Origin of the sequence: Rhodococcus sp. NKCM2511, from assembly GCF_014905595.1 — a bacterium.
Taxonomy (GTDB): domain Bacteria; phylum Actinomycetota; class Actinomycetes; order Mycobacteriales; family Mycobacteriaceae; genus Rhodococcoides; species Rhodococcoides fascians.
The window spans coordinates 175,157-196,865 of sequence record NZ_BNHJ02000001.1 but is presented as its reverse complement, the minus strand read 5'-3'; the positions used below and the strand labels follow the sequence as shown (position 1 = coordinate 196,865).

Sequence of the window (21,709 nt, the reverse complement as noted above, 5' to 3'; positions counted from 1 at the left end):
GTCGTTCGGCGGTGTCTTGCCAACCGGCGAGGTCGGACTGTCGGTAGGGTAAAGGTCCGTGCACTTTCGGCGGAACGTTCGGTAGCACTTGCACATCCACGCCGGTGCGCCTCGGATGACCCGGCGACCGTGCAGTAGATCTGTTTTCTCGATACACAGAGGAGGTCGGCGACTATGGCTCAGGAGCAGACACGGCGCTCGGGCGGCGGCGGCGGCGACGACGAGGTCCCAGGCGACACGGGGGCCGGTGGCCAGGAACGGCGCGAGAAGTTGGCCGAGGAGACCGACGATCTTCTCGACGAGATCGACGACGTTCTCGAGGAGAATGCCGAGGACTTCGTCCGCGCCTACGTTCAGAAGGGCGGCCAGTGACGGTGGATCGTTCGGACCCACGGTCGGCAGGCGACGGACCGGCGATTCCGCTGGGGTCCAGTAGCTCGTCCTTCTCCGACTACCTCCGTCAGCACGCCCCGCACCTGCTGCCGGAGAGCGGCCTCGCCGCGGACCTGGCGTCCCACGCCGCCAACGGCACCACCGACAAGTCCGGCATCGCTCCGCACGGTACGACGATCGTCGCCCTCACCTACGCGGGCGGGGTGCTGATCGCCGGTGATCGGCGCGCCACTCAGGGCAATCTGATCGCCAACCGTGACATGCAGAAGGTCTACGTCACCGACGAGTACTCCGCTGCGGGCATTGCCGGAACTGCGGGTATCGCAATCGAATTGGTTCGTCTGTTCGCTGTCGAACTCGAGCACTACGAGAAGATCGAGGGCGTGCCGCTCACCTTCAACGGCAAGGCCAACAAGTTGTCGTCGATGGTTCGGAGCAATCTGGGTGCGGCGATGCAGGGACTGGCTGCGGTGCCGTTGCTGGTCGGATTCGACATCGACATCTCCGATCCCGACAGAGCCGGACGCATCGTGTCGTACGACGTGGTCGGCGGGCGTTACGAGGAGCGGTCGGGCTATCACGCAGTGGGTTCGGGCTCGTTGTTCGCCAAATCCGCGCTCAAGAAGTTGTACCGCCCCGGAATGTCCGAGGACGAGGCGCTTCGGGCTGCAGTCGAGTCGCTGTACGACGCCGCCGACGACGACTCGGCCACCGGTGGTCCCGATGTCACCCGCGGCATCTACCCGACGGCAGTTGCCATCACGAGCGTCGGTGCGGACGACGTCGCGCACGATCGCATATCGGCTGCGGCCCGATCGGTTCTGGCAGAACGAACCGAGAGCGCAGCACACACCGGCGGCACGGACCACCACACCCGAGCAGGCCAGGAAGTCAGCGAAGGGGGTAGCGCGCTATGACGATGCCGTATTACGCATCTGCCGAACAGATCATGCGCGATCGTTCGGAATTGGCGCGCAAGGGAATCGGCCGCGGCCGCAGCGTCATCGTGCTGGCGTATGCCGACGGGGTCCTGTTCGTCGCCGAGAATCGCTCGACCGCGCTGCACAAGGTCAGTGAGCTCTACGACCGCATCGGTTTCGCTGCCGTCGGCAAGTACAACGAGTTCGAGAACCTACGCAAGGCCGGCATCCAGCACGCAGACATCAAGGGATACACCTACGATCGACGCGATGTCACCGGCCGGTCGTTGGCGAAGACCTACGCCCAGGCACTGGGCACCATCTTCACCGAGCAGCTCAAGCCGTACGAGGTCGAGATCTGCGTCGCCGAGGTGTCCCATCAGGACGAGCCGATGGCCACGCAGCTGTACCGCATCACGTACGACGGCTCCATCGTCGACGAACAGGATTTCGTCGTCATGGGCGGTACCACCGAGCCCATCGTGGCCGCGCTGAAGGATACGTACCGGTCCGGCCTCGGGTTGGCGGACGCAGTTCGTATCGCCGTCGACGCGCTCACCGCCGGTCCGACGTCGCCTGCGACTGCCGGTGCCGAGCCCGAGAAGAAGGTTCTCGAGGTGTCGGCCCTGGAGGTGGCCGTCCTGGATCAGGGGCGACCGCGTCGAGCGTTCCGGCGTATCGCCGGAGCTGCTCTGGCGGATATGTTGCCCGCATCGGCACCGTCCGCGACCGGCGACGGCTCCTCGGAGCCGGAGACTCCGCAGTAGTCCCCACACTTCGGATCGAGGTCGACGGCCTCGTGCTCTATCGCTTCCGGTAGAGCACGAGGCCGTTCTTGTCGCTGCTGAACTGGAATGTCGTGCCGTCTCCGACGACCTCGCCGTCGGCCGCGAGGGCAACCGGGGCACCGTCCACCTCGACGGTCAAGCGTTGCGCCACACTGCGCACGTAGGCAGGCGACGAGCCGAGCGTTCCTGTGATCGTCGCCCACAGCAGTCGTGTTCTCGATGCCTTGGGTTCCGACGGGAGAAAGCGAACATCGAGGGTGCCGGTATGAATGCTGCTGCGCGACATGGGAACTTGATCGATCGGATCGTAGGTACCGTTGCCGACGAAGAGCATCCACACCGAGTGCGGCACCCCGTCGAGTCGAATGTTCAGTGGCTCTGCAGCCGCGAGCACTCGTGTCATCGCAACCGCAGCGGCCGGCCACTTACCGATTCGCTTCTGCAGCTTCTGCCGTAACCGCACCGAGTCGGGGTAACCCCCGAACGTCGCGGTGTTGACGAACGACACACTGCGGCCGTCGACGTCCACCTCGGCGATGTCGACCAGTTCGGCGGTGCCCGCCTCGACGGCGGCGGCGGTGTCCTCGACTGCGGTCAGACCGGTGTCGCGAGCGAAGTGGTTGAGAGTGCCACCCGGAAACGCGGCGAGTGGCAGGCCGTTACGGGCGGCCGAGGCGGCGACGCTGACGACCGTGCCGTCGCCTCCACACACTCCGAGAGCACGCGGCGTCGTGTTCCGAATTCTCTCTTCCAGTTGCTCGTTGAAGTCCCTCTCGGGATCGGGTACGAAGAGGTCGGCGTCGGGGAGCTCGCGACGGATGGCGTCCGGTACCGCCTCCGAACCGTCACCGGATCCGGGATTGACCAGCACCAACAGTCCCCGTCCGCCCGGCAGTGGCTCGACCTCGACCGGCGAGCCGAGATCGGCGGGCTTCGCCGAACGCACGGCCCACCAGCGGCGGGTCGACAGCGCGACCGCCGAACCGAGCGCCGCTCCGGCGACGACATCGGTGGGCCAGTGGACGCCGACGTGAACCCGGGAATAGCAGACTGCTGCGGCGACCGGAGCCAACAGCAATCCTGCCTTCGGTGATTCGATGGCGACCGCGGTGACGAAGGCGGCCGCGGACGCCGAGTGACCGGAGGGAAACGACGAGGACACCGGCGGGGCGAGCACCCGGCGCAGTACGGGAACCAGCTCGGTATCCGGCCTCGACCTCGGGAACACCGGCTTGAGCAGACCGTTCGCCACGGCGCTCGCACCCGCCACGGCGATCAGCCCCCGCACGCCGCCGCGTCGGGCCGAGCCACCGGCCGCGCCGAGAAGTGCGGCAGCTCCGAGCCACAGGCGACTGTGATCGGCGGCCGTGCTCAACGCGCGGAGCCCTGCATCCGCCCTGCTCGAGCGCAATGCCGCGCTTCGTGAAACCAGGGACAGGTCCCACGCGTGAACCGAGGCCGCAACAGACGTTGGCGTGGAAGTCATAGGGCCCAGCCTAGGCATGGACGCCATCGAGGCGCTCCGACACATCCATCGGTGGCTTGCGTTGTAGTGTCGAAGTGTGCAGCGACGAATTATGGGCATCGAGACCGAGTTCGGTGTCACATGTACCTTTCACGGACACCGACGCCTGAGTCCGGACGAGGTGGCCCGCTACCTCTTCCGTCGCGTGGTCTCGTGGGGCCGCAGCTCGAATGTGTTCCTCCGCAACGGCGCTCGCCTCTATCTCGACGTCGGTTCGCATCCCGAGTACGCCACTGCCGAATGCGACAGCCTGCTGCAATTGGTCACCCATGATCGCGCAGGCGAGCGAGTACTCGAGGATTTGCTGATCGACGCCGAGCAGCGTCTCGCCGAGGAGGGCATCGGCGGAGACATATACCTGTTCAAGAACAACACCGATTCGGCGGGCAACTCCTACGGTTGCCACGAGAATTTCCTCGTCCAGCGAGCGGGCGAATTCTCGCGCATCTCGGATGTACTCCTACCGTTCCTGGTCACCCGCCAATTGATCTGTGGCGCAGGCAAGGTGCTGCAGACACCCAAGGCCGCGACGTTCTGCCTCTCGCAGCGCGCCGAGCACATCTGGGAAGGCGTGTCGTCGGCCACCACTCGTTCGCGGCCGATCATCAACACCCGCGACGAACCGCACGCCGATGCCGAGAAGTATCGCCGGCTCCACGTCATCGTCGGCGATTCCAACATGGCCGAGACCTCGACCATGCTCAAGGTGGGGACGGCCGCACTCGTACTCGAGATGATCGAGGCAGGCGTCTCGTTCCGAGACTTCGCGCTGGACAATCCGATTCGAGCCATTCGCGAGGTCAGCCACGATCTGACCGGTCGCAGGCCGGTCCGCCTCGCCGGTGGCCGCCAGGCCAGTGCACTCGAAATCCAGCGTGAGTACTACTCCCGGGCCGTCGAGCATCTCCAGACGCGGGAGCCCAATGCTCAGGTGACCCAGGTGGTGGACCTGTGGGGACGCACACTCGATGCCATCGAGTCGCAGGACTTCGCCAAGGTGGACACCGAAATCGACTGGGTCATCAAACGCAAGCTGTTCGAGCGGTATCAGGACCGCTACTCGATGGAACTTTCCGATCCCAAGATCGCTCAGCTCGATCTTGCGTACCACGACATCAAGCGTGGACGGGGAGTGTTCGACGTGCTGCAGCGCAAGGGTCTGGTCAAGCGAGTCACCGAGGACGAGCAGATCGACGAAGCGGTGAATCTGCCGCCGCAGACGACACGCGCGAAGCTGCGCGGTGAGTTCATCACCGCGGCCCAGGAAGCCGGACGCGACTTCACCGTCGACTGGGTACACCTGAAACTCAACGATCAGGCGCAGCGAACGGTGTTGTGCAAGGACCCGTTCCGTTCGGTCGACGAGCGCGTCGAGCGACTCATCGCATCGATGTAGTCCGGACGCGACTCGGCTGGAGGTCGGGTAGCGATCCAGGCAACTCGGGTCGCTACAGCTCCGGCGGGCGGTGAACAACTAGGCTCGACTGTCGTGGCCACCACCAAAGTCGAACGCCTGATGAACCTGGTCATCTGTCTGTTGTCGACGCGTCAGTTCCTGACCGCGGAGTGGATCCGCGAGAGCGTTGCCGGGTACGACGACTCGACGAGCCTCGAAGCGTTCAGCAGGATGTTCGAGCGTGACAAGAACGAACTGCGCGATCTCGGGGTGCCCCTCGAGACCGGCATCGCCACGCGGTTCGGTGGTGTCGAGGGTTATCGCATCAACCGAGATGCCTACGAGCTGCCGGACATCGATCTCACCAGCGAGGAATCGGCTGCGGTCGCGGTGGCCGTCAAATTGTGGGAATCGCCGGAACTGACGTCTGCGGCCCAGAGTGCGCTGCTGAAGCTCCGCGCCGCAGGTATTCAGGTCGACCAGAACGAGTCGGCCGCTGCCGTCACGGCCGTTCCGGCGCGAACCCGAGGGTCCGAGCCCGCACTGGGTGCCCTGCTCGCGGCGATCGACGAGGGTAAGTCGGTGCGGTTCGAGCATCGACCCTCGTTGACCGAGCCGTTCGTCACCCGAACCGTCCAGCCGTGGGGCGTTGTGACGTTCCGGGGACGGTGGTACCTCGTGGGACACGACGTGGACCGAGACGACACCCGAACCTTCCGACTGTCCCGGATCGGCGACGACGTCAAAGCCTTCGGATCACCTCAGAGTGTCCGCAAGCCCGACGGTATCGATCTTCAGGACATCGTCCGCCGCGTCGCGGGCACGTCCTCGGTATCGGGTACCGCGCGAGTGTGGCTCCAGGACGGTCGGGCGACGGAGCTGCGGAGGATGGGCACCGTGGTGGGGGAGCAGACGGTGGGCTCGCGTACCGGAACGGTCGTCGAGGTTCCGGTACGGTCCTGGGATTGGATTTCGCGGCTCATCGCCGGTCACGGTCCCGACGCGATGGTGTTGGCCCCGGCAGAGCTGCGGGCCGATGTCATCTCGACATTGCAGACTGCTGCCGAACTGGAGAACGAACGATGAGCGCGCGTCTGTCGGTGCGGTTGGCCCGCCTGCTCAACATGGTGCCCTTCTTCATGGCCAATCCGGGCTTGAGCGCCGAGGAGGCCGCTCGGGAACTGGGCGTGACCACCGCGACGCTGATGGCCGATCTCAATCAGCTCTGGATGTGCGGTCTGCCCGGGTACGGACCGGGTGACCTCATCGATCTGTCGTTCTCGGAGGAGAGCATCGACGTCACCTTCTCCGCCGGGATCGACCGGCCGCTGCGGTTGACGTCCACCGAGGCCACCGCACTGCTGGTCGCACTTCGGTCGTTGACCTCGATGCCGGGGATGGTCGATCCGTCGGCCGCTCAGCGGGCAATAGCGAAGATCGAGACCGCGGCCGGGTCGGCGGCGGCGAATGTGCCGCTCTCGTCCGACCACGACACGGCCGACGCGGAGGAGGGTCCGGTGTCGAGCACCGTACGGTCTGCGCTCCGAGCCCGGCACGCACTCGAACTCACCTACTACTCGGCGTCGCGAGACGTGCTCACCGAGCGCATCGTCGATCCGATCAGGACCGTGGTGGTCGACGACAACAGCTATCTGCAGGCATGGTGTCGCGGTGCGGAGGGCGTTCGGCTGTTCAGATTCGATCGCATCGATTCGGCCACCGAACTCGACGAACCGTCGTCTCCGCCGGAGTCGGTGCAGGACGAGGACGCGTTCGAGATCTTCAACGACGACCCCTCTCTGTCCCAAGCGCGGTTACGCGTCTCACCTGCGTTCACCTGGATTCTGGACTACTACCCGATGACGCAGGTAGCCGCCGATTCGGACGGGTCCATCGAGGTGACCATGCGTTTCGCGACGCTGCAGTGGATGACCCGGCTGACCCTCGGGTTCGGCGGTGGCGTCACCGTACTGGGACCTGAATCCTTGGTGAATTCCGTCCGCGATCGTGCGCGGTCCGCCCTGAATGCCTACGCGGAGCTCGACGCCACCGACACCGGCGGCGCCGTCGCAACATGAACGTGAGGTGAAGCGGTGCGCTCCGTTGCCGAGCGCATCGCCCGCCGTCGGGTAGGCTCGATTCATCTGATCTCAGGAGGTTCACATGGGATTCACCAGTCCCTGGCACTGGGCCATCGTCGCGGTGGTCGTCATCATTCTGTTCGGTTCCAAGAAGCTGCCCGAGGCTGCGCGTGGACTCGGACGCTCGTTGCGCATCTTCAAGAGCGAGGTCAAGGAGATGCAGAACGACGGCAAATCCGACACCGATACCGCGACTGCACAGCAGCCGGCCGCACCCGCTCAGCTGCCCTCACCGGCACCCGTGGCGCAGACCGAGACCACACCCCAGCACGACGCGAAGTCTGCCTGAGCGACGCCGCTCAGCACACCTTCGGTGCCGCGTCGGCACCGAAGGTTCACTGCTGTCGGTGACGGCCTCGTGCCGCCTGCCGACCGAAGAAGGCTGACCGTAGAACACCATGCGCATTCCGTTCGATCCACGGCGCAGTAAGCGTCGAGTCAATCCCGACGGCACGATGTCGTTGGTCGATCACCTGTACGAGCTGCGAACCCGGCTGCTCTGGTCGCTGCTGGCCATCGCGGTGACCACTGCATTCGGATTCTTCTGGTACTCACACACGATCTTCGGCGTCGAAAGCCTCGGCGATCTGCTCCGAGGCCCGTACTGCACCCTGGACCCGAGCCTGCGTGCGGATCTGAGCAACGACGATCAGTGCCGCCTGCTCGCCACCGGCCCGTTCGACCAGTTCCTGTTGCGCTTCAAGGTGGCGTTCACCGCAGGCGTCGTGCTCGCCTGCCCCATCTGGCTGTACCAGATCTGGGCGTTCATCACTCCCGGCCTGTACGCCAACGAACGCCGTTACGCAGTCTCCTTCGTCACCGGTGCCGCTGCGCTGTTCGTGACCGGAGCGGTTCTGGCGTACTTCGTCGTCGCCAAGGGCTTGCACTTTCTGCTGTCGATCGGTGACAACGTCCAGATCACGGCACTGAGCGGCGATCAGTACTTCGGTTTTCTGATCAATCTTCTGATCATCTTCGGTGTCAGCTTCGAAATACCGCTGCTGGTCGTCGGGTTGAATTTCGTCGGTGTTCTCACCTACGAACGCCTGAAGGCGTGGCGTCGCGGGTTGATCTTCGGACTGTTCGTGTTCGCGGCGATCGCGACGCCCGGACAGGATCCCTTCTCGATGCTGGCCTTGGCGTTGGCTCTGACGGTGCTCTTCGAGATGGCAGTGCAGATTGCGCGGATTCACGACAAGCGTAAGTTGCGCAAGAGAAGAGACGAATGGGGTGATGTGTCAGATGACGAAGCAACACGCATCGAAGGCGCAAGTTCTATCCAGGCCCCACACGCTGTCGCACCGACACCGCCGGCGGGCGGTATCGGCACTGCGACCCGAACACAGGCCCAGTACGACGACACGATCTGATGTGAGTCCCAGCGACGGGGCGCGACCATGAGCGAGGCTGTTGTCGACACCCGGTCCAGGCCAGAACCCACTGAACTGCAACGATTTTCCGCGGAGTTGAGTTTTCCGTTGGACCGCTTCCAGGTGGATGCGTGCACTGCGTTGGAGAACGGTCACGGGGTGTTGGTCTGCGCCCCGACCGGCGCGGGCAAGACGGTGATCGGCGAGTTCGCGGTGCACCTGGCCCTCGCCGCCGGTCGCAAATGCTTCTACACCACCCCCATCAAGGCGCTCAGCAACCAGAAGTTCGCCGAGTTGACCGCGCGATACGGACGCGAGACGGTCGGTCTGTTGACCGGTGATTCGTCCATCAATCCGGATGCACCCATCGTCATCATGACGACCGAGGTGCTGCGCAACATGCTCTACGCATCCTCCGACGCACTGCGCGGGCTCTCGCACGTGGTGATGGACGAGGTGCACTACCTGGCGGATCGGTTCCGAGGTGCGGTGTGGGAAGAAGTGATCCTGCACCTGTCCGACGACGTGCGTCTGGTGAGCCTGTCCGCAACGGTCAGCAACGCCGAGGAGTTCGGCGCGTGGATGAGTACCGTTCGCGGCGACACCTCGGTCGTCGTGGACGAGAACCGTCCCGTTCCGCTCTCGCAGCACATCATGGTGGGCCGTCGGTTGTTCGATCTCTTCGACACCCGAGCACAGTCACCGGACGGCCACCAGAAGGTCGTCGTGGACCGAGACCTGGTGCGTCACGTCAAGCAGCGTCAGTCGCTGGACTCCATGGATCGGTGGCACGCACCGCACAGTCGAGGACGCGGAGGTCGAAGCGGGGGCGGCGGACGCGGCGGCCACCAGGGAGGCGGAGGTGCCAACCGTCCGCTGGCTCGTCCCGACGTGATCGCCAAGCTGGACGAGGAAGGTCTGCTCCCGGCCATCACGTTCATCTTCAGTCGTGCAGGCTGCGACGGGGCCCTGACTCAGTGCATGCGTTCGCGGCTGGTTCTGACGACGCCTGAGCAGGCCGAGGAGATCAGGTACATCGTCGAGAAGCACACCTCCGAACTTCCGCGCGAGGATCTGGAAGTGCTCGGCTTCTGGGAATGGCGAGATGCGCTCGAACGCGGGTTCGCCGCGCACCACGCCGGAATGCTGCCGGTCTTCCGCCACACCGTCGAGGAGCTGTTCGTCAAGGGATTGGTCAGAGCGGTGTTCGCCACCGAAACTCTGGCCCTCGGAATCAATATGCCTGCCCGAACCGTGGTGCTCGAAAAACTGGTCAAGTTCAACGGTGAGACGCACGCGGAGCTGACACCGGGGGAGTACACCCAGCTGACCGGCCGGGCCGGGCGACGCGGCATCGACGTCGAGGGTCACGCGGTTGTGCTGTGGCAGCCCGGTACCGAACCGACCGAGGTGGCCGGACTCGCGTCGACGCGAACGTTTCCCCTCCGGAGCTCTTTCGCGCCCGCCTACAACATGTCGATCAATCTGATCGAACAGTTCGGGGCAGCGGATTCACGGCAGTTGCTCGAGCGGTCCTTCGCTCAGTTCCAGGCCGACCGATCCGTCGTCGGCATGGTCCGCGGTATCGAGAAGAACATGAAGACGTTGGAGGCGCTCGGCGCAACGCTCGGTGGCCCCGACGGGGAGTACTTCGAGTACGCGCGACTGCGCGAGCGTCTGAAGGATCGAGAGAAGACCCTCGAGCGTCAGAACAGGTCCGATCGGCGGGACAAAGCCGTCGACTCGTTGCGTGCGTTGCGCCGCGGCGACGTGATCTCGGTGCCGTCCGGACGGCGCAGCGGACTGGCAGTGGTACTCGAACCGGACGACGATCGCGGCGATCCGCGGCCGCTCGTGCTGACCGAGGACAAATGGGCAGGCCGTCTGTCCGCTGCCGATTTCCCTACGCCGGCAACACCTCTCGGCTCCATGCGATTGCCACGGTTCGTCGATCACCGCACCGCCAAGACCCGTCGGGATCTGGCGGCGGCGTTGGTCACCCGCGGCATATCCCAGCCCTCGGATCGAGTGGGACGAAAGTCGACCGCTGCCGACGACAAGGAGTTGGCAACCCTGCGTCGGGCCATCCGCTCACATCCGGTGCACAGCCGGCCGGATCGTGAGGAACTCTCTCGAACCGGCGAACGCTACAACCGGCTGGCCCGGGAAACCGAGTCGATGCGGCAGAAGGTGTCGGCCACGACGAACTCGTTGGCCCGAACGTTCGACCGCATTCTGGCTTTGCTGGCGGACCGCGGCTACGTGACCCCGGGCAAGGATCCCAAGGTGACCGACGACGGTGCTCGATTGAGCCGGATCTATTCCGAATCCGATCTTCTGGTCGCGGAATGCCTGCGAGGCGGACTGTGGCAGGGATTGTCGGCCGCAGAGTTGGCCGCAGTGGTCTCGGCCGTGGTCTACGAGTCCCGCTCCGAGGGAGACATCACCCCACACGGCCCGACCGGACCCATCAGGCACGCGTTGACCGAGACCGTGCGGGTGTGGCACGAGCTGCGGGCCGACGAGGTTCGGCACAAACTGCCACCGACCAGAGAGCCGGACATGGGCTTCGTCAAAGCGATCTACAAGTGGGCTTCCGACCATTCGCTCGTCGACGCACTGGTCGCGGCAGGCGACAACGGCAAGGCGCTGTCCGGTGGCGACTTCGTCCGTTGGTGTCGGCAGGTCATCGACCTGCTCGACCAGGTCCGGCTCGCCGCTCCCGAACCCGAGCTGTCGCGAACCGCCGCCCGTGCCGTCGCCGCGCTGCGACAAGGAGTGGTGGCCGTCGATGCCGCGTGACCGATGCTGCGTGATTGGCGCTGCGTGACGGGCCGAAACCGGACTGCCGGGTCGGTACAGCGGACGCAGCGACAAGCGGGATACTGTACCCCCGACGGATTCGAGATTTCAGTGGAGGCGAGATGAGCGGCCCATACGGTCCGACCGACCCCGACAACAGTTGGTCACGAACGCCGGACCAGGACGGTGCCGCAAAGGACGGGCAGGAAGCATCCACCGGCGAAGCTGCGGCGACGTCCGAATCGCAGACTCCGAGTCCGTCGGCGTGGGGACAGTACGCGCCGCCCACCGGCACCCCGACCACGCAGTACGGCGAACCTTCCGGAGGCGCATACGGCCAGTCTCCGCAGGGGCAAACTCCCCAGGGGCACTACCCACAGGGTGGGTATCCCCAGGGGCAATACCCCCAGGGCGCGTATCCGGCCGGGCCATACCCGCAGCAGGGTCAGAATCCTCAGGTTCAGGGTCCGCAGGGGCAGTACCCGCAGGGCTACAACCCGCAGAATCCCACCGCACAGAACCCGACCGCGCAATACCCGGCGGGACAGCCGTACGGGGCACCGTATCCGGGGACCGGACAGCAGCCTGCCGGTGACGCCGCCTACCAAAACTCCTACGCACCACAACAATTCGGTGGCAGTGGGCAGTACGGTGCCGGCCAGTACGGTCAGCAGCCTCCCTTCGCGGGCGGGCAGAATCCGAATCAGCAGTATCCCGGTCAGCACTATCCCGGACAGCAGTATCCGGGCCAGTACCCCGGGCAGTACCCGGGCCAGCAGCCAGGTCCCGGTCGCAGTGGCGCGCAGTCCAAGAAGCCGCTGATCATCGCGGGCTCCGTCATCGCCGTCGTGGCCGTGGTCGCGGCAGTGCTGTACTTCGCGTTCGGGCGCACGACCACCCTCGATACGACGGCCGCTCAGGACGGTATTCGCACGGTGTTGACCGAGTCCTACGGTGCCACGAACGTCTCGGGGGTGTCGTGCCCGCAGAACATCGAAGTCAAGGCCGGCACCAGCGTCGATTGCACGCTGACGGTCGACGGGGCGTTCAAGAAGGTGACGTTGACGTTCCTCAACGACGACGCCGACTACGAGGTCTCACTCCCGAAATAGCCCCGGTCAATTCTGCGACGCCGTGGCCGCCATCGCCGAGACGAGGCGGTCCACGGCGTTTCTGATTCCCAGGGTCTCCGCGAGCTTGTCGAGTGCCTCGAGATCTGCCGGTTCAGCCGGAATCTCGTCCGACCTCGACAGGACGACGTCGGCATCGGTGACGACCCGCACCACCGGCAGTGCCGCATCGAGGTAGTCGCTGGCGTTGGCCAGCTTCGCCCGAATTCCCTTGGCCATGTCCGACTCCGGATCGAGTGCCGCTGCACGCAGGGCCGCGACGGACTCGTACTGCAGCATGAGTGTGGAGGCCGTCTTCTCACCGACACCCTTGACACCCGGTAGCCCGTCCGACGCATCGCCGCGCAGAAGCGCCAACTCCGCGTAGGCCGCTCCCGCGCGGTGCAGCGGGACGCCGTACCGCTCGGCCACCTCGACCGGGCCGAAGAGTTCTGCCTTGGCCAAGCCACGACCCACGTACAGCACCCGTACCTCGTTCGGTTCGTCCGCCGCCACCTGCAACAGATCTCGGTCGCCGCTGACCACGACGACGGGATCGCGTCGTTCCTGTGCAGCCAAGGTTCCGAGCACGTCGTCGGCCTCGAGGCCGTCGGCCCCCGCGGTGGCAATTCCCAACGCCGCCAGGACGTCCATGATCATGTCCACCTGTGGCGTCAGGGTCTCGGGAACCTCTTCGCTCTCGGCCACATCCGGCGCGGCGTCGGCAACCCGGTGCGCCTTGTACGAAGGAACGAGGTCCACTCGGAACTGTGGACGCCAGTCGAGGTCGAGGCACACAGCCAATCGGCTCGGTTCGGTTCGCGTGATCAGGGCCGAGATCATGTCGAGGAAACCTCGCACGGCATTGACGGGACGGCCGTCGGGCGCCGTAATCGACTCGGGCAGAGCGTAGTAGGCCCTGAACCACAGGCTCGCGCCGTCGAGGAGCAGCAACGGCGACTTTCCGGGGGTGGTCATGGGGCTCATCTTGCCGTACGGCACTAGCCTGGAGGTATGAGTGTCGATTCTTCTCGTTTTCCCAGCGATGTCTACGCCTCCAGGCTCGCGCGCGCGGCCCGCCTGACGTCGGACGCAGGCTTGGACGCCCTGCTGATCACTCCGGGCCCGGATCTGCAGTATCTGATCGGGTCCACGGCCAGCTCGTTCGAGCGTCTCATCGCGTTGGTGGTGCCGGCCGACGGCAGCACTCCCAGCATCGTCGTGCCGCGGCTCGAACTCGCCGCGCTGGGTGACTCCGCCGCCGAGGACCTGTCACTGACGCTCGTCGATTGGGTGGACGGCGTCGATCCGTACGCGCTCGTGGCTGCGGCCGTGCCGGCCGGTAGCAAGACCGCTGTCGCCGACGCGATGCCCGCCCTGCACTTCGTGCCGCTGGCAACGATTTTCGGGACCGTGCCGGTGCTGGCGACAGACGTTCTGCGCCAGCTGCGGATGATCAAGGACGACGCCGAGATCGATGCTCTTCGTCGAGCCGGTCATGCCATCGACCGGGTTCACGCCCGGATGGGCGAGTGGCTCCGAGTGGGCCGAACCGAAGCCCAGATCGCGGCAGACATCGCGACGGCGATCGTCGAGGAAGGCCACACCGCACCGGAATTCATCATCGTCGGCTCCGGTCCGCACGGTGCCGATCCGCACCACGAGGTCTCCGATCGTGTCGTCGAGGCCGGCGACGTGGTCGTCGTCGACATCGGTGGACCCGTTGCGCCGGGATACAACTCGGACTCCACTCGCACCTACAGTCTCGGCGAGCCTTCGGCCGAGGTCGCTACCCGGTACGCGGTACTGGAGCGAGCTCAGCAGGCCGCCGTCGACGCTGTGTCGCCGGGAGTCAGCGCGGAGTCCATCGACGCAGCCGCACGCGAGGTGTTGGTCGAAGCCGGTCTGGGAGAGGCGTTCCTGCACCGCACCGGACACGGTATCGGCCTGTCGGTGCACGAGGAGCCGTACATCGTGGCGGGCAACGACATCACTCTCACCGAGGGAATGGCGTTCAGCATCGAACCGGGCATCTATTTCCGGGGGCAGTGGGGTGCCAGGATCGAGGACATCGTCGTCGTGACGGCGAACGGGTGCGAATCGGTCAACCTCCGCCCCCACGGTCTCGCCGTGCTGCCGGTGTGACCGACGGCCGCCGAGCCGAGTTCGTCTCCGTCGTCAGGACGAATCCGATTGTGGCCGAGGTACTTCGGCGTGCGCCGCAGCTCGGGCTTTCGAATTGGTACCTGACGGCGGGCGGTCTGTTCCAAACCGTGTGGAATCACCTCGCCGACCGAGATCTCGGGGCCGGAATTCGCGACTACGACTTCTTCTATTTCGACGACACGGATCTGTCGTACGCCGCCGAGAACGACGTGATCGAGACCGCGGCCGACGTGTTCGCCGACCTCGGGGTCGACGTCGAAGTGCGTAATCAAGCGCGTGTACACCTGTGGTACGAGCAGCATTTCGGAGCGACGTTGGCTCCGTACCGAAGCTCCGAGGATGCCATCGACCACTTCGTGTCGACCACGTGCTGTTTCGGAATCACCGTGGACTCCCACGGTACGGACCGCGTCTATGCCCCACACGGATTCGAAGACCTGTTCGCCGGGATCGTCCGTCCGAATCCGCGATTACCGATGCGGCACGTCTACGAGGCGAAGGCCGCGCGGTGGACCACCGAATGGCCGAACCTGACCGTTCTACCCTGGCCGACGGACGACTAGCGTCGCAGCAGCGAGCGGCTGCCCAGTACCCGCCGCACCGCTATCTCGACGACGACGCGGGTCGGATTCTCCCGCGGCACTCGATAGCGTCGGGCATAGCGGTTCTCCGCATCGGCGACCGACTCGTGGTCGTCACGAACGGTGGCCGGACCCTCCAACGTCAGCCAGCGGGCACCGTCGATCTGGGTGACGGCGGCGTAGGCACCGCGGCCGGCGTTGATCGCCTTCTGCGACACGTTGTTGGTGATGACACGGGCGACGTGGGCGTCCGCGTCGTAGGTGAACCCGACGGCGACGACATGGGGCGTGCCGTCCGGACGCAACGTCGTCAGCGTGGCGAGGTGCCGTTCGGTGAGGAATTCGATCGCCTCGTCGGTGAGGGCAGTCGCGTCAGCGGGGGTAGCGGCCATGACTCGACTGTAGTGACGTGCCCCGACTGCCACGAGCGGGGCTCGATCGGAGAGACTGTTCGGCGTGAGCAGACGATCTGAACCCGCCTCGGGAACGTTGTTGTTGCTCGGCGGCCGAAGCGAGATCGGTCTCGAGGTCGCCACTCGGCTGGCACCGGGACGAACCGTCGTACTGGCCGCTCGGCGCAGTTCCGACCTGGCGACGCAACGGTCACGTGTGCTGCAGGCAGGCGCGACGACCGTCGATGCGGTCGAGTTCGACGCGAACGCCATGGACACCCACGAGGAACTCCTGCGCTCCGTCGTGGAACGGCACGGACCCATCGGAATCGTGGTGTTGGCGTTCGGGATTCTGGGGGATCAGACGCGCGCCGAGGACGACGCCGGGCATGCGCTGGAGGTGATCACGACCGACTTCCTGGCCCAGGTTTCCGTCCTCACCCACGCCGCGAAGGTACTGCGGGCGCAGAAGAGCGGCGATCTGGTGGTCTTTTCGTCCGTCGCGGGTGTCCGGGTGAGGCGGGCCAACTACGTCTACGGCTCGGCCAAAGCGGGTCTGGACGGCTTCGCCAGCGGACTGAGCGATTCCCTGCACGGCAGCGGCGTTCATTTGTTGCTCGCGCGCCCGGGGTTCGTCATCGGTTCGATGACCGAGGGCATGGACCCGGCGCCGATGTCCAGCACACCCGATCAGGTGGCCGCCGCGGTGGTGGCTGCGCTGCGCAGCCGGAAGTCGACGGTGTGGATCCCCGGCACTCTTCGGCCGGTGTTCTTCGCGATGCGACTGCTTCCGCAATGGCTGTGGCGCAGGATGCCGCGCTGATGGCGGAGCCCAACCCTCATCCCATCGCAGTGGTGGGAATCGGCGCGGACGGTTGGGACGGACTGTCTGCTGTCGCACGTGTCGTGGTCGAGCAGGCAGATGTCGTCTTCGGGTCGGCGAGGCAGCTTGCCGGCGTGGGGGACAGGTGCGCTGACGCTCGTGCGTGGCCCAGTCCGTTGCTGCCGAGCCTGCGGCCGATGATCGACTCCTGTGACGGCCGGACCGTGTGTGTGTTGGCCAGTGGCGACCCGATGTTTCACGGTATCGGTGTGAGCCTGGCTCGCGAATTCGGTGCCGAACGTCTGAGGGTGTATCCCGCACCGTCGTCGGTTTCGCTTGCCTGTGCGCGTCTGGGCTGGTCGCTCGCGCACACCACGACGGTGTCGCTGGTGAACAGCCCGGTCGAGACCGTCCTCCCGGAACTCGGCCACGGTCGTCGACTTCTCGTACTGAGCCGAGGCAGCTCGACACCGAGTGACGTGTGTGCGCTCTTGCGTGACAACGGTTTCGGTGCCAGTACGGTGAGCGTGCTCGAACAACTCGGCGGCCCGGCCGAACGCGTCACCCGGGGGACGGCGACGGACTCGACGTTCGCCGACGCCGACCCGCTCAACGTTGTCGCGCTCGAATGCGTTCGAGATCGCGGCGCCACCAGACTCACTCGCGTTCCGGGCCTGCCCGATTCGCAGTACACCGGCGACGGTCAGATGACCAAGCAGGAAGTGCGCGCACTGACGCTGTGCGCGTTGGCGCCCGGAGCCGGCGAGGTCCTGTGGGACGTCGGCGGAGGCTCGGGGACGATCGCCATCGAATGGATGCGCACCGATCCATCGTGTCGCGCAGTGACATTCGAGTCGTCCGGGGATCGTCGACACCAGATCACGACCAACGCACAACGGCTCGGGGTGCCCGGGCTGGCCGTGCTCGGCACTGCGCCCGGGGCTTTCGAAGAGGTCCCCGGCAGTGCAGGCGTTCCGGACGCGGTGTTCGTCGGCGGCGGGGCGACCGAGCCGGGCATGATCGAGCGGTGCTGGGCGGCCGTGCGTCCCGGTGGCCGATTGGTCGCCAATTCGGTGACCGCAGAATCGGATTCACTGCTGCTCTCGGCAGCTGCACGATACGGCGGTAGGCTGCGCCGGTTCCAGATCTACCGGGGTGAGCCGTTGGGGTCCTTCACCACCTGGCGACCACAACTGCCGGTCACCCAGTGGTGCGTGACGAAACCCTGGGGTGCGCCCGACGGGGCGGATGCGGACGAGCAGTGAAGGTCCTACTCCTGGGCGGCACGTCCGAATCCAGGCAACTCGCGGCCGCCGTGGCCGGCGTGCCCGGGATCGAGTTGATCACCTCGCTGGCCGGGCGCGTCGCCGAGCCGGCGCCGGTGTCGGGCCATACCAGGATCGGCGGTTTCGGCGGTGCCGACGCATTGGCACAGTGGATTCGAGACAACGCCGTCGATGCACTGGTCGACGCGACGCACCCGTTTGCCGCCACCATCACCGCGCATGCCGACTACGCTGCTCGGACAACCGGTGTCGCTCATCTCGTGCTGACCCGGCCACCGTGGATCGCGTCGGCGGACGACCAGTGGACCACCGTGGCATCCCTACCCGAGGCGGCCGCATCGATAGAACCGGGTAGTCGGGTGTTCCTCACCATCGGCAGGCAAGGCGTTCACCATTTCGCCGGAGTCGCCGATGCGTGGTTCCTGATTCGTTCGATAGATCCACCGACCGGTGCCGTTCCCCCTCGCGCCACCCTCGAGCTCGGCCGCGGGCCGTTCGACCTCGCGCACGAGTCGGCAATGCTCGCCGACAACCGAATAGACCTGCTGGTCACCAAGAACAGCGGCGGCACGATGACCCGCGCCAAGCTCGACGCGGCGCGATCGGCCTCGATTCCCGTTCTGATGATCTCGCGACCCACCGTCGACATCTCGGCATCGACGGTCGACGAGGTCGATGCCGCCGCTCGGTGGTTGATCGAACGCCTACGCGTCACTCCCTGACGGGTAGCGCCGCGACGTGAACACTTTCGGACCGCTTCCGGTCTCCACCACCATCGTCATCGAGGAGCCGATGATGAGCAGGCACCGCATGTCGATCGACTCGGGATCGAGTTCGCCGAGGGTCACGGTGCGCACCGATTCCTGCGCACTGCCTACCGCCCGCCCGATCACCACCGGCGTCTCCGATGAACGATGTTCGAGCAGAACATCTTTCATGGCCGCGACCTGCCAGGTGCGGGTCTTCGACGCCGGGTTGTAGATCGCGATCGCCATGTCGGCTTCGGCCACTGCCGAGAGCCGTCGGGCCACCACGTCCCAGGGCTTGAGTCGATCGGAGAGGGAGATGACGGCGTAGTCGTGTCCGAGCGGCGCGCCGACGCGGCTGGCAACAGCATTGGCTGCCGTCATTCCCGGGACCACGCGTACCGGTACCGAACTCCACTGCTGTTCTGCTGCAACCTCGATGACCGCTGTCGCCATCGCGAACACGCCCGGATCACCCGAGGACACCACAGCGACGCGGCGACCCTGTTTGGCGAGGTCGAGGGCGAATGCCGCGCGCTCGGATTCGACCTTGTTGTCGCTTGCATGCCGAATCTGGCCGGGTCGCTGAGGAACTCGATCGATGTAAGTGATGTATCCGACCAGATCGGTCGCCGCCGCGAGTTCGGCTCGCACTTCGTCCGTCGTCCACACGTCGTCGCCCGGACCGAGACCGACGACGACCACTTCGCCGGTGCTGGTGGGCATGTCGGTTCGATTCGACGGACTCGGCACGACGATCATCGAGAAGTACGGCACGTTGTCCGCGTCGGCTGCATCGAGGACGCGTTGCTCGGCTGTACTGGCCCGCTCGACGTACCGCGCTTCGTCGAGCCTGCCGGATCGTTCCAATGCATCGAGCACGGTCGGATAGGTTCGACCGAGTTTCATGATGACCGCGGCGTCGGTGCCCCGGAGTCGGCGAGTGAGTTCGTTCACCGGCAAGGTGCCGGGGAGGACGGTGAAAACCTCGTCGCGCTCCACCAATGGAGTCGCCAGGGCGGCCGATGCAGCACTCACCGAGGTCACGCCGGGAACCACCTCGACCTCGAACCGGTGTGCCAGGCGTTTGTGCATGTGCATGTACGAGCTGTAGAACAGTGGATCGCCCTCGGCCAGAAGCACAACCGATCGGCCGGCGTCGAGATGAGCGGCGAGCCGTGCGGCAGCGGACTCGTAGAACTCGTCGATGGCCCCCTGATACCCACCGGGATGAGCCGTCGCCTCGGTGGTCACCGGATACACCAGGTGTTCTTCGATCTGCCCGTCGCGCATGTAACCGGCCGCGAGGGCGCGCGAGATGCTGCGACCGTGCCGAGCACTGTGGAACGCGACGACATCGGCCTCGCCGATCACGCGAGCGGCCTTGACGGTCAACAACTCCGGGTCGCCCGGGCCGACGCCCACTCCCCACAACTTTCCGCTGGAGCTCATTCTTGTTCGCTCGCAATGGCATTGACCGCGGCGACGGTGATGGGGCTGCCACCGCGTCTGCCCCGGACGACCAGATATTCCACGCCGAGGTCGGCGGCTATCAGGTCTTCCTTCGACTCCGCAGCGCCGATGAATCCGACCGGGCCGCCGACGATGGCTGCGGGCTTCGGAGCTCCGGCCGCGAGCATTTCCATGAGGTGGAACAGGGCGGTCGGCGCGTTTCCGATCGCGACGACGGCACCGCCCAGCTTGTCACCCCACAACTCCAGCGCGGCAGCGGTTCTCGTGGTGCCCATACTCCGAGCCAAATCCGGCACCCGAGGATCGGACAGGGTGCACAGCACCTCGTTGTCGGCCGGCAGACGGCGACGAGTGATACCGGCGGCAACCATGTTGGCGTCGCACAACACGGGTGCCCCTGCGCGCAGGGCAGTTCGGGCGGACTCCACCACGTCGGGCGTGAAGCCGATCGTCTCGGTCAGGTCGATCTCACCGACAGCGTGAATCATGCGCACGACGACCTGGGCGACGTCCGGGGTGAACCGAGACAGATCCGCTTCGGCGCGGATGGTTGCGAAAGACTGGCGGTAGATCTCCGCGCCGTCACGGATGTAGTCGTGCATGCGTGTCACGATAGGGGAGAGGGACCCCTCAGCCGGAAGCCGGTCTCCAGGTGCTCAGGACACCTGGTAGCCGATTCCCGTCGCAATGACGTCGGTCACCTCGCCTTTGGGTCGGCCGCATCGACGCTCGCAACCGGACCAATGCTGCCGCTCGTCCCGTGGCGTCATCCGCGCATCGACCGCGGCCGCGAGGTCGGCTCGGACGTCGGCGAGGGACTTCTCGCAACCGGGCGATCCGGTGCAGGCACTGACTCGGATCCACGGTGACGCGGCGTCGAAGATCAGGCCCATGGGTGCGAGAACTCGAACGACCTGTTCGGCCGGTTCCTCGTCCAGATCACCCACGATCAGCGATCGCCACGGCGTCACGATCAGCGGACGATCGACGGCAGCGAGGAATTCGGCCAACCGCGCGCCGAGGACGCCGTTGGCCAGACCTGCGCCGAGCGCAACGTGGCCATCGTCCTGATCGAGCCAGCCGATCGGTGGCACCTCGACCGGCGCAGGCATGGCCAGTACCGGTCCGGCCTGCAACCCGAGCACGTCGACGATGCGCGCGGCACCGCCGTCCAGTTCCGCCAGTCGCCATTCCTTGTGGCGCAACCGGACGAAGGCATCCGCGCAGTCGAGCAGAGTCGAGACCACGTGCTCGCGGTCGACGCGTACACCGCTGTCGCGTCCTGCCAACAGCACTGCGAACGACCCGTCGGCCTGGGCGTACACCCCGAAGTCGGGTTCGAGTCCGCACAGATCCCCACGGCCGTCGTCCAGGGCGAACAATGTCCGGCCTGGCAGTCCGGCGAGCTCGGGGCGAGCGCACACGGCAGCGTCGAGCTCGCCGACGAGACTGCGGACGTCGTTGAGTCCGCCGACCCGGCCCGACAGCGGCGAGGCGAGAATGTTGCGCACGCGCTCGTGCGTCGGAGACGGCAGCAACCCGGCGGCGGCCAACCTGTTCGCGAGCTCGTCCGGGTCCGAGACCGCACGAACCTGAATGTTGCCCCTCGACGTGAGTTCGAGCGAGCCGTCGCCGAGCTCGGCCGCGTCCTCGGCCAGGACCTGCATCTGCTCCGGCAGCACGAGGCCGCCCGGGAGCCGGATTCTGGCCAACGGACCGTCCGCCGCGCGGTGCGTCGACAGAGCTCCGGGGCAGCCGTCGGGCACGGACCTACTGGGCGAACTCATGTTCACCAGGC

21 protein-coding genes are annotated in these 21,709 nt (G+C 65.9%); 15 read left to right on the top strand and 6 right to left on the bottom strand.

Annotation, left to right across the window (positions count from 1 at the left end; translation table 11 throughout):
* Nucleotides 1-174 precede the first annotated feature (174 nt).
* Genes JLZ96_RS00745 through prcA form a run of 3 tightly spaced genes read left to right on the top strand, consistent with a single transcriptional unit; the run spans nt 175 to nt 2,080 of the window.
* Nucleotides 175-372 carry a ubiquitin-like protein Pup gene (locus JLZ96_RS00745; RefSeq protein ID WP_032365806.1) on the top strand — a complete coding sequence of 66 codons (198 nt, stop codon included), beginning with the start codon at nt 175-177 and terminating at the stop codon, nt 370-372.
* On the top strand, nt 369-1,310 hold the full coding sequence (prcB, locus tag JLZ96_RS00740; protein WP_027497087.1) for a proteasome subunit beta: 942 nt from the start codon (nt 369-371) through the stop codon (nt 1,308-1,310). The genes JLZ96_RS00745 and prcB overlap by 4 nt, the downstream gene beginning before the upstream one ends.
* On the top strand, nt 1,307-2,080 hold the full coding sequence (prcA, locus tag JLZ96_RS00735; protein WP_027497088.1) for a proteasome subunit alpha: 774 nt from the start codon (nt 1,307-1,309) through the stop codon (nt 2,078-2,080). The genes prcB and prcA overlap by 4 nt, the downstream gene beginning before the upstream one ends.
* 37 nt (nt 2,081-2,117) lie before the next feature.
* On the opposite strand, the gene JLZ96_RS00730 is transcribed toward prcA, so the two are convergent.
* Entirely contained in the window at nt 2,118-3,587 is a 1,470-nt protein-coding gene (locus tag JLZ96_RS00730; protein WP_201009348.1) for a bifunctional phosphatase PAP2/diacylglycerol kinase family protein, read from the bottom strand.
* 76 nt (nt 3,588-3,663) lie between these two features.
* Between JLZ96_RS00730 and pafA the strand changes: the two genes are divergently transcribed.
* From pafA to JLZ96_RS00695, 7 genes are all read left to right on the top strand, one after another.
* Complete coding sequence (gene pafA / locus JLZ96_RS00725) at nt 3,664-5,022, top strand: Pup--protein ligase (protein ID WP_174557245.1); 1,359 nt, start codon at nt 3,664-3,666, stop codon at nt 5,020-5,022.
* 93 nt (nt 5,023-5,115) lie between these two features.
* A complete protein-coding gene (locus JLZ96_RS00720; protein ID WP_027497091.1) occupies nt 5,116-6,108 on the top strand; it encodes a YafY family protein in 993 nt (330 codons plus the stop codon).
* Nucleotides 6,105-7,100 (top strand): YafY family protein, encoded by a 996-nt coding sequence (locus tag JLZ96_RS00715; RefSeq protein ID WP_032388387.1) that lies wholly within the window; start codon nt 6,105-6,107, stop codon nt 7,098-7,100. Before JLZ96_RS00720 ends, JLZ96_RS00715 begins: the two co-directional genes overlap by 4 nt.
* An 85-nt stretch (nt 7,101-7,185) precedes the next feature.
* The gene (gene tatA / locus JLZ96_RS00710) at nt 7,186-7,452 is read left to right on the top strand and encodes a Sec-independent protein translocase subunit TatA (protein ID WP_027497093.1); all 267 of its coding nucleotides are present in this window, start codon (nt 7,186-7,188) and stop codon (nt 7,450-7,452) included.
* Nucleotides 7,453-7,561: 109 nt separating this feature from the next.
* Nucleotides 7,562-8,533, top strand: a complete 972-nt coding sequence (tatC, locus tag JLZ96_RS00705) for a twin-arginine translocase subunit TatC (protein WP_032388386.1) — start codon at nt 7,562-7,564, stop codon at nt 8,531-8,533.
* Between the two features lie 27 nt (nt 8,534-8,560).
* A complete protein-coding gene (locus JLZ96_RS00700) occupies nt 8,561-11,335 on the top strand; it encodes an RNA helicase (RefSeq protein ID WP_051365148.1) in 2,775 nt (924 codons plus the stop codon).
* A gap of 122 nt (nt 11,336-11,457) precedes the next feature.
* A complete protein-coding gene (locus tag JLZ96_RS00695) occupies nt 11,458-12,447 on the top strand; it encodes a DUF4333 domain-containing protein (protein ID WP_201009347.1) in 990 nt (329 codons plus the stop codon).
* Nucleotides 12,448-12,453: 6 nt separating this feature from the next.
* On the opposite strand, the gene JLZ96_RS00690 is transcribed toward JLZ96_RS00695, so the two are convergent.
* Nucleotides 12,454-13,431 (bottom strand): 5'-3' exonuclease, encoded by a 978-nt coding sequence (locus JLZ96_RS00690; protein WP_027497097.1) that lies wholly within the window; start codon nt 13,429-13,431, stop codon nt 12,454-12,456.
* A gap of 27 nt (nt 13,432-13,458) precedes the next feature.
* Between JLZ96_RS00690 and JLZ96_RS00685 the strand changes: the two genes are divergently transcribed.
* Both JLZ96_RS00685 and JLZ96_RS00680 read left to right on the top strand, forming a co-directional pair.
* Nucleotides 13,459-14,589, top strand: a complete 1,131-nt coding sequence (locus JLZ96_RS00685; protein ID WP_032387434.1) for a Xaa-Pro peptidase family protein — start codon at nt 13,459-13,461, stop codon at nt 14,587-14,589.
* Nucleotides 14,586-15,173, top strand: coding sequence for a nucleotidyltransferase family protein (locus JLZ96_RS00680; protein WP_201009346.1), 588 nt, complete (start codon nt 14,586-14,588; stop codon nt 15,171-15,173). Before JLZ96_RS00685 ends, JLZ96_RS00680 begins: the two co-directional genes overlap by 4 nt.
* Here JLZ96_RS00680 and JLZ96_RS00675 read toward each other — a convergent pair.
* On the bottom strand, nt 15,170-15,583 hold the full coding sequence (locus JLZ96_RS00675) for a TIGR03618 family F420-dependent PPOX class oxidoreductase (RefSeq protein ID WP_032365855.1): 414 nt from the start codon (nt 15,581-15,583) through the stop codon (nt 15,170-15,172). The genes JLZ96_RS00680 and JLZ96_RS00675 overlap by 4 nt on opposite strands.
* Nucleotides 15,584-15,647: 64 nt before the next feature.
* Between JLZ96_RS00675 and JLZ96_RS00670 the strand changes: the two genes are divergently transcribed.
* The 3 genes from JLZ96_RS00670 to JLZ96_RS00660 are packed head-to-tail and all read left to right on the top strand — an operon-like array spanning nt 15,648 to nt 18,414.
* A complete protein-coding gene (locus JLZ96_RS00670; protein ID WP_094622160.1) occupies nt 15,648-16,406 on the top strand; it encodes an SDR family NAD(P)-dependent oxidoreductase in 759 nt (252 codons plus the stop codon).
* The gene (gene cbiE / locus JLZ96_RS00665) at nt 16,379-17,671 is read left to right on the top strand and encodes a precorrin-6y C5,15-methyltransferase (decarboxylating) subunit CbiE (RefSeq protein WP_230591942.1); all 1,293 of its coding nucleotides are present in this window, start codon (nt 16,379-16,381) and stop codon (nt 17,669-17,671) included. The genes JLZ96_RS00670 and cbiE overlap by 28 nt, the downstream gene beginning before the upstream one ends.
* Nucleotides 17,668-18,414 carry a cobalt-precorrin-6A reductase gene (locus tag JLZ96_RS00660; RefSeq protein ID WP_032365812.1) on the top strand — a complete coding sequence of 249 codons (747 nt, stop codon included), beginning with the start codon at nt 17,668-17,670 and terminating at the stop codon, nt 18,412-18,414. The genes cbiE and JLZ96_RS00660 overlap by 4 nt, the downstream gene beginning before the upstream one ends.
* On the opposite strand, the gene JLZ96_RS00655 is transcribed toward JLZ96_RS00660, so the two are convergent.
* Genes JLZ96_RS00655 through cobG form a run of 3 tightly spaced genes read right to left on the bottom strand, consistent with a single transcriptional unit; the run spans nt 18,397 to nt 21,698 of the window.
* The gene (locus JLZ96_RS00655) at nt 18,397-19,890 is read right to left on the bottom strand and encodes a precorrin-2 C(20)-methyltransferase (protein ID WP_027497103.1); all 1,494 of its coding nucleotides are present in this window, start codon (nt 19,888-19,890) and stop codon (nt 18,397-18,399) included. The genes JLZ96_RS00660 and JLZ96_RS00655 overlap by 18 nt on opposite strands.
* The gene (locus JLZ96_RS00650; protein ID WP_027497104.1) at nt 19,887-20,513 is read right to left on the bottom strand and encodes a precorrin-8X methylmutase; all 627 of its coding nucleotides are present in this window, start codon (nt 20,511-20,513) and stop codon (nt 19,887-19,889) included. Before JLZ96_RS00650 ends, JLZ96_RS00655 begins: the two co-directional genes overlap by 4 nt.
* A 54-nt stretch (nt 20,514-20,567) precedes the next feature.
* Nucleotides 20,568-21,698 carry a precorrin-3B synthase gene (cobG, locus tag JLZ96_RS00645; protein ID WP_201009345.1) on the bottom strand — a complete coding sequence of 377 codons (1,131 nt, stop codon included), beginning with the start codon at nt 21,696-21,698 and terminating at the stop codon, nt 20,568-20,570.
* Nucleotides 21,699-21,709 lie beyond the last annotated feature (11 nt).